The organism is Streptomyces sp. NPDC055243 (assembly GCF_044544025.1).
Classification (GTDB): Bacteria; Actinomycetota; Actinomycetes; order Streptomycetales; family Streptomycetaceae; genus Streptomyces.
The window spans coordinates 187,213-194,438 of record NZ_JBITWR010000004.1; the positions used below are offsets into that span (position 1 = coordinate 187,213).

At 70.0% G+C, this 7,226-nt stretch carries 8 protein-coding genes; 4 read left to right on the forward strand and 4 right to left on the reverse strand.

Annotated elements, in window-relative coordinates; translation table 11 throughout:
* Positions 1 to 31: 31 nt before the first annotated feature.
* Positions 32 to 1,627, reverse strand: coding sequence for a globin domain-containing protein (locus ACIGXX_RS13695; RefSeq protein ID WP_399975465.1), 1,596 nt, complete (start codon positions 1,625 to 1,627; stop codon positions 32 to 34).
* A 396-nt stretch (positions 1,628 to 2,023) separates the two neighbouring features.
* Complete coding sequence (locus ACIGXX_RS13700) at positions 2,024 to 2,656, reverse strand: HAD-IB family phosphatase (protein ID WP_361470488.1); 633 nt, start codon at positions 2,654 to 2,656, stop codon at positions 2,024 to 2,026.
* Between the two features lie 76 nt (positions 2,657 to 2,732).
* Here ACIGXX_RS13700 and ACIGXX_RS13705 point away from each other — a divergent pair, with 76 nt between their 5' ends.
* Positions 2,733 to 3,284 (forward strand): DUF2269 domain-containing protein, encoded by a 552-nt coding sequence (locus ACIGXX_RS13705; protein WP_383815485.1) that lies wholly within the window; start codon positions 2,733 to 2,735, stop codon positions 3,282 to 3,284.
* A 5-nt stretch (positions 3,285 to 3,289) separates the two neighbouring features.
* Positions 3,290 to 4,159 (forward strand): GNAT family N-acetyltransferase, encoded by an 870-nt coding sequence (locus ACIGXX_RS13710; protein WP_399975468.1) that lies wholly within the window; start codon positions 3,290 to 3,292, stop codon positions 4,157 to 4,159.
* A 107-nt stretch (positions 4,160 to 4,266) separates the two neighbouring features.
* Here the strand turns inward: ACIGXX_RS13710 and ACIGXX_RS13715 are convergent, their stop codons facing one another.
* Positions 4,267 to 4,689, reverse strand: coding sequence for a heme-binding protein (locus ACIGXX_RS13715; protein ID WP_399975471.1), 423 nt, complete (start codon positions 4,687 to 4,689; stop codon positions 4,267 to 4,269).
* Positions 4,690 to 4,743: 54 nt separating this feature from the next.
* On the reverse strand, positions 4,744 to 5,967 hold the full coding sequence (locus ACIGXX_RS13720) for an MFS transporter (protein WP_351167238.1): 1,224 nt from the start codon (positions 5,965 to 5,967) through the stop codon (positions 4,744 to 4,746).
* A gap of 140 nt (positions 5,968 to 6,107) precedes the next feature.
* Between ACIGXX_RS13720 and ACIGXX_RS13725 the strand changes: the two genes are divergently transcribed.
* Positions 6,108 to 6,566, forward strand: a complete 459-nt coding sequence (locus tag ACIGXX_RS13725; RefSeq protein WP_351167236.1) for a MarR family transcriptional regulator — start codon at positions 6,108 to 6,110, stop codon at positions 6,564 to 6,566.
* 59 nt (positions 6,567 to 6,625) lie between these two features.
* A complete protein-coding gene (locus ACIGXX_RS13730; RefSeq protein ID WP_399975476.1) occupies positions 6,626 to 7,078 on the forward strand; it encodes a GNAT family N-acetyltransferase in 453 nt (150 codons plus the stop codon).
* Positions 7,079 to 7,226: the final 148 nt, after the last annotated feature.

Below are 7,226 nucleotides of genomic sequence, written 5' to 3' on the forward strand. Positions count from 1 at the left end.
GCCGGGCTTTCTTGCTCCTGGGCGCTGAGCCTCAGTCGGCCACCGCCACCAGTTCCTCCACGGAGTCGTGGCGGATCCGGCCGGCCGGGATGCCGATGTCCCGCAGCGCGTCCACACCGCTGCGGATCATGCCGGGCGGGCCCGACAGGTAGGCGTCGTACTCGTTCCAGGGGCCGTACTCGCGCACGGCGTCCGGGAATTGGGCGTGATCGTCGACGACCGGGCGGACCGAGAGCCACGGGTGGGTCTGCTGGAGGCGCAGCATCGTGTCGATGTCGTACAGGTCGTGGTCGGTGCGGGCGCCGTAGAAAACCTCGACCGGGCGCCGTTCGCCGTGCTCGGCGACGTCCTCGACGAGCGCCTTGATGGGGGCGATGCCGGTGCCGCCCCCCAGACAGAGCAAGCCGCTGTCGGTGGTGTGGTCGACGGTCATCGAGCCGGCGGGGGCGCCCAGCCGCAGGACGTCACCGGGCCGTGCGTGGTGCACCAGGGCGTTGGAGACCCAGCCCGCGGGGACGGCCTTCACGTGGAACGAGAGCAGCCCGTCGGAGCGCGGCGCCGACGCGAACGAGTAGTGCCGCCAGATCCGCGGCCACCAGGGCGTCTCCAGGCTCGTGTACTGGCCCGCCAGGAAGGGGTAGGGCTGGTCGGGGCGGACGGTCACGACAGCGATGTCAGGCGTCCTGAGATCGTGCGAGACCACCTCGGCCAACCACCAGGCGGGTGCGCGCAGTTCATCGGCGGCGGCCGCGTCGATCATGATCTGGGAGATCGTCGTGTACGTACGGACCCAGGCGGCCTCGGTCTCCTCGTCCCAGACCGCGCTCGCGTACCGGCTGAGCGAGCCGATCAGACACTCGCCGACGGCCGGGTAGTGCTCGGGCCGGGTGCCGTACTTGCGGTGTCCGCGGCCGAGGTTCTTCAGATACGCGGTGAGCACGTCGGTGTGGTCGATGTGCTCGGCCGCGGTCAGCAGCGCCTTGAGCAGCCGGTCGCGCTGGGTGTCCATCGCGGCGGGGAACAAGGGGCGCAGGTCGGGGTGCCGGGTGAAGAGCAGCGCGTAGAAGTACGAGGTCACCTTGTCGGCGACGGGGCCTATCTCAGCCATCGTGCGCTGGACGCGGATCGCGTCGGGGGAGCCCTGGGGAGAGGGCTGTCTTGGTTCGGGTACGCGCTCGGTCCGCGGCTCGGGGTGAGCCGCCGAGGCCTGGGGGGCGTTCTGGGCCACGTTCTGCGCCACGTTCGCAGCGGGCGCCGGTCCTGCCGCTTCCGGGGCTTCAGTGGCTTCCCGGGCGGCGGGTATTCGGTCCTCGGGGGCGCGATCGGGTTCCGGCGTGGGCCGGGCCTCGGGCGTGGGCCGGGCCTCGGGAGCAGACGGCTCAGGAGCAGCTGTCGCAGGAGCAGCCGTCTCAGGAGCATCTGCGGACGCAGCCGCGCCGGGCCTGCCCACCGGGCGTATGGCGGACACCCGGCGGCCCTCGGCCGCCTCGGGCTCACCGCCCTCGGGTCGTGTCGGCTCGCCGCCCTCCGACGGCTTCGGCGCCTTGCGTGGGGTGAACCAGCCGCCTCCACCGCCGCTGTCGCCGGAAGTGCCGTTGCCCGCCGACGTGGTGGTCGGAGCGTCCATGCTGTGCCTCGCCTCGAACATCTCTCAGTCGGTCCATGCACTTCCCTGTGGGAAGCCGCTTACTTTCCCCGCTCTGCCTCGTCAGCCAATGTGGCCACATTGAACCTCGAATTACCGGACCCTACGGACAAGTAGGCACCAAATGTGACATTGCCCGCAGTCATCTCACCGCAGCGTCCCATCCCTCACCGTCACGCCGGTCGCATAACGGAAAGTTCAGGTCTTCGATCTCTTCGCCCCGTTAGGCTGCGTTGACCTCCGCCCGTGCCCCCCTGGGGTGCACTGAGATGCACCCGGCTCGAACCGGACTCGACCATACCGGCAGCCGTCCGGCGCACAAGTCCCGCCGCCCTTCACCGGGAATTCAGCGAGCCTGCGCCCCACCAATTGCCCCAATTACCGGATGCCACACACCAATTCATACGCCTTACGCAGATCACGCCCGACATAAGAGTGGGTGGCAAGCCCGGCCAGCCGCTGATCCGCATTGACAGCGACCGAAACAGGCACCGCGCCGAACAGCTCCAGGTCAGAGAGCGAGTCGCCATAAGCGACGCAATCGGACCGCCCCACCCCCAACTCTTCACAGAGCCGGTTCGCGATCTTCACCTTGGCCGCGGCGTTGAGAATGCCCGCCGGATTCACCGGCTCGGTGAACGGCACGGAGGGGAAAACCGATCCGTACGCGGCATGCGCGCCCCAGCCGAGCAGTCGCTCGACGAAGAAGGACGGCGACAGGGAGATCACCGCGCAGTAGTCGCCGCTCTCCCGGATCTCGGCCCAGGTCTCCCGAATTCCCATCAGCCACGGCGCCCCCTCGAAAGCCGCTGTGACCTGCGCGTCCGTGAGTTCCGCCCACAGGGCGCGCACACGGACGGCGTACTGGGGCGAGTCGATCCGCCGCGCCACGAAGTCCCGTTCCAGCTCGGCGATCTCCGCTCCGAGGCCGAGCTGGCGCGAGATCTCCACGGGCGCCGCCGTGCCGTGCAGCAGCGTTCCGTCCAGGTCGAAGAGGTGAAGGCGTGCCATGTACGCCGAGGCTAGTACCCGCGGTTACTCCCGCTGTCAGACGCCTTCGGCCACCGCTCCCGGCACCGTGTTTCACGTGAAACTAAGCCGCCCCGCTCGCCGGGCCACCCTCGTCGTCCATGTCACCGCCGCCGCAGGCTGGCTCGGGCTCACGCTCGGCCTGCTCGCGCTCGCCTTCGCGGCCATCACCACGGGGTCCGCCCCGACCACCGAAGCCGCAGCCCGCTCCATGAAGCTCTTCGCGGACTGGCTGGTGCTCCCGCTCGCGCTGCTCACCCTGCTGAGCGGTCTGCTGCTGTCCCTCGGGACTCCTTGGGGTCTCGCCAGGCACCGCTGGGTCTACACGAAGTTCTGGCTGACCCTGGCGACCACCGCCGCATCGGCCTTCGCGCTGCGTCCGGGCATCAACGACACGGTCGCCACCGTGTCCGCGGGCTCCCCGCTGGCGGACCCGACCGACCTGATCGCCGGTCCCGTCGTCTCCCTGAGCGCGTATCTCTTCATGATGGTCATCTCGGTGCTCAAGCCGTGGGGGCTGACGCGCCGTGGCCAGAAGCAGCGTGACCAAAACCGACGTGCTTCTGCCCACAAACCGGTGGACGCCAAGGACGTGCGTCAGACAGCCTGAGCCGAGTGTCGACACCTACGATCTCCGCACTGCCCATCCGCCGGCTGACCCTCCGTGATCTCACCGCCTGCGCCGACCTGTCGCAGGATCGCGGCTGGCCACGCGAGGAACACAAATGGGAATTGTTGCTCTCCGCCGGCACGGGATACGGCATCGACGACCCCGACGGTGACGGCCTCGTCGCCGCCTGCGTGGTGACCGAGTACGGACCACAGGAGCGCCCCGGCCTCGGAGCGGTCGGCATGGTCCTCGTCGCCGAGCGACACGCCCGCAAGGGCATCGGCCGCCGCCTGATGCGGTATGTCATCGAAGGTGCGGGCACCACCCCGCTCACCTTGCACGCGACGCCGAACGGCCGCCCTCTCTACGAACAGCTCGGATTCAAGACCACGGGTCGCGCCGAGATGGTCCGCGGCCGGTTCACCCCCGGCGGCACGCTGCCGGATGTCACCACCCGCCCGGCGACCGCGGACGACCTGCAAGCGCTCGTCCGGCTCGACACAGAGGTCTTCGGCCTCGACCGCACGCACGTGCTCACCCGGCTCCCCGCCTTCGTCGACCAGCTGCGGGTCGCGGAGGCTAACGGCACGATCACCGGCTATGCGGGCGCCTGGCCGAACATGGAGACCCATGTCATCGGCCCCCTGATCGCCCGGGACACGGAGACGGCGAAGGCCCTGATCGCCTCGCTCGCCGCGGGCTCGGACAGGCCGCTGCGCACCGACATCGACGTACGCCATGAAGAGCTGCTCGCCTGGGTGAAGGAGCGCGGCCTCGCGCCCATCGCCTTCAATGCCGTGATGACGTACGGCGTTCCCGAGCTGCCCGGCGACTGGACCCGCCGTTTCGCGCCGCTGACGGTCGCGGCCGGCTGACCGCACACAGAGGCCCGCCCCAGAGACCGGATGGTTGCCGGTACTCGAGGGCGGGCCTTCGTCATGTCCTCGCGCGGTGTCGTGCTCGCCGCACTCCCGGCGTCGTACTACGCGAGGGTCTTCACGGCCGTCGTGGCGAACCCGTGGTCCTGCTCGGGCGCTCCGCCGCCGACGCCGATGGCCCCGATCAGACGGCCGTCACGGTGGACCGGGACGCCACCGGCGATGAAGAGCAGCGGCCGGTCGAGGGCGGTGGGCAGGGTGTGGAAGGGCCCGTCGGGCTTGACCAGGTCGACGAGGTCGGCGGTCGGGGCGTTGAGCTGAAGCGCCGTGTACGCCTTACGGGTGCTGGTCTCGCCGGAGATCAGCACGGCCCGGTCGTCGCGCAGGAAGGCGAGCAGCTGACCGCCCGCGTCGAGGACGGTGACGCTGACCGTGACATCGGCTGCCTCGGCCGCGCGGCGGGCCGCGGTGATGAGTGCCTCGGCGTCCTGCGTGGTCAGCGGGGCGACGGCGGTGGTGGTGCTCATGAGGTTTCTCCTTGTGCGGTGGTGCTTGTACTGAGGGGGTTCGGGAGGGGTCGGTCAGTGGTGGACGGGCGTCGCCTGCTCTACGGGGGACACGGGGGACACGCCCGCCACGACCAGGCTGGGAGCGGCGGCTGCCGAGCGGCGCTCGAGCGTGGCCGAGACAACGGCCAGGACGAGTGCGGAGCCCGCGAGTACGGCGCCCACCCAGTTCGGGGCGGTATAGCCGAGGCCCGCGGAGATCACGAGGCCGCCGAGCCAGGCCGAGAGCGCGTTGCCGAGGTTGAAGGCGCCGATGTTCATGGCCGAGGCGAGCGTGGGTGCGCCGGAGGCCTGGTCGAGGACCCGCTTCTGCAGCGGCGGCACGGTGGCGAAGCCCAGGGCGCCGATCAGCGTGATGGTCACGGCTGCCGCGATCTTGTTGTGGGCGGTGAGGGTGAAGAGGGCGAGCACGACGGCCAGCGCGCTGAGCGAGATGTAGAGCAGCGGCATCAGGGCGCGGTCGGCGAACTTTCCGCCGATCAGGTTGCCCGCGACCATGCCGAGCCCGAAGAGGACGAGAAGCCAGGTCACGGACGAGTCCGCGTAGCCGGCGACGTCCGTCATCATCGGCGCGAGGTAGGTGACGGCCGCGAAGACACCGCCGAAGCCGAGGATCGTCATCGCCATGGCGAGCAGCACCTGCACGTTGCGGAACGCGGCCAGCTCGTGGCGCAGGCGTACGCCTTCGGGCTTGGGCAGGTCCGGCACGAGCTTGGCGATACCGGCCAGGCCGATGACGCCGAGGCCCGCGACGACGGCGAAGGTGACGCGCCAGCCGACTGTCTGTCCGACGAGCGTGCCGAGCGGCACGCCCACCACGTTGGCCACGGTCAGGCCCGTGAACATCATGGCGATGGCCCCGGCCTTCTTCTCCGGTGCGACCAGTTCGGCCGCGACGACCGAGCCGATGCCGAAGAAGGCACCGTGGGCGAGCGAGGCCACGACACGGCCGGCCAGCATGACGCCGAAGACCGGGGCCACGGCGGAGAGCAGGTTCCCCACGATGAACAGGCCCATGAGGAGCATCAGCATCCGCTTGCGCGAGATGCGGGTGCCCAGGACCGTCATCAGGGGAGCGCCCAGTACGACGCCGAGTGCGTAGCCGGTCACGAGCAGACCGGCCGTGGGGATGGAGACGCCGAAGTCACCCGCGACCTCAGGGAGCAGTCCCATGATCACGAACTCTGTGGTCCCGATTCCGAAGGCCCCGATCGCGAGGGCCAGTAGCGCGAGAGGCATGGTTCTACCTTCCAGACGGTTGCAGGTGCGCTTAGCTTGCGTCCACAATAGTTGCACACGCGGGTTACTGGCAATCGCCGGATATTGCAGCGGTGGACTATCCTGGTACTCAGCCGCTCCGGGACGGAGGAACAAGAGCCATGACAGCGACGGACCCCGCACTGACCGCCCTTGCGCAGGGCTGGTGCGCTCTCTCCCTGCTCCACGGGAAGATCGAGACCCACATCGAGCGCGCCCTGCAGGCCAAGCACGGCCTGAGCGTGCGCGAGTACTCCCTGCTCGATGTCCTCAGCCGCCAGCACGACGGGGAGGGCGGCCATCTGCAGATGAAGCAGGTCGCCGACGCCGTCGTGCTCAGCCAGAGCGCCACCACGCGCCTGGTCACCCGGCTCGAGGACCGCGGGCTGCTCTCCCGCTACCTGTGCCCCACCGACCGCCGCGGCATCTACACGGACGTCAGCGAGTCGGGCACCGCGCTCCTCGCCGAGGCCCGCCCCACCAACGACACCGCACTGCGTGAGGCGCTCGACGAGGCGGCGCTGGACCCGGAGCTCGCACCGCTGGTCAGGGCCGTCGAAGCGGTGCGCGTACCGGCGTAGCGCACCTGGGAGCGCAGCGGCCGGCCCGCCACGGCGGGCGGCTGCATAGGCTGCGTCTCATGGGAGATCTTGAGATACGCCCGGCGGTCGCCGACGACATCCCCGCCATCGTGGAGATGCTCGCCGACGACCCCCTGGGCAGCACGCGCGAGTCGCCGGACGACCTCACCCCGTACCTCACCGCGTACGAACGCCTTGCCGCAGACCCGAATCAGCACCTGGTCGTCGCCGTGCGCGAGGGACGCGTCGTCGGCACCCTCCAGCTCACGATCGTGCCGGGCCTGTCCCGGAAGGGAGCGACTCGGTCGATCATCGAGGGCGTACGCGTCCACGCCGACGCGCGCGGCAGCGGCCTGGGCACCCGGTTCATCGAGTGGGCGGTCGATGAATCCCGGCGTCAGGACTGCCAGTTGGTGCAGCTGACCTCCGATGGCACCCGCACCGATGCCCGCCGCTTCTACGAGCGGCTCGGGTTCACGGCATCGCATGTGGGTTTCAAGCTTCAGCTCTGAAGCCGCCGTTGACATGACGTGCCGGTGATTGTCTGACATGACGTGCCGGTGGTTCATCTGACATGACAGGCCGGTGGGGGGGGGGGGGGGGGGGGGCGGGGGCCCCCCCCCCCCCCCCGGCGGCCCCCCCCCCCGGGGGGGGCGCCGG

Coding starts and splice junctions, on each gene's coding strand:
- ACIGXX_RS13695 (WP_399975465.1), bottom strand. CDS start 1,627: ATGGACGCTCCGACCACCACGTCGGCGGGCAACGGCACTTCCGGCGAC.
- ACIGXX_RS13715 (WP_399975471.1), bottom strand. CDS start 4,689: ATGAGCACCACCACCGCCGTCGCCCCGCTGACCACGCAGGACGCCGAG.
- ACIGXX_RS13700 (WP_361470488.1), bottom strand. CDS start 2,656: ATGGCACGCCTTCACCTCTTCGACCTGGACGGAACGCTGCTGCACGGC.
- ACIGXX_RS13720 (WP_351167238.1), bottom strand. CDS start 5,967: ATGCCTCTCGCGCTACTGGCCCTCGCGATCGGGGCCTTCGGAATCGGG.
- ACIGXX_RS13725 (WP_351167236.1), top strand. CDS start 6,108: ATGACAGCGACGGACCCCGCACTGACCGCCCTTGCGCAGGGCTGGTGC.
- ACIGXX_RS13730 (WP_399975476.1), top strand. CDS start 6,626: ATGGGAGATCTTGAGATACGCCCGGCGGTCGCCGACGACATCCCCGCC.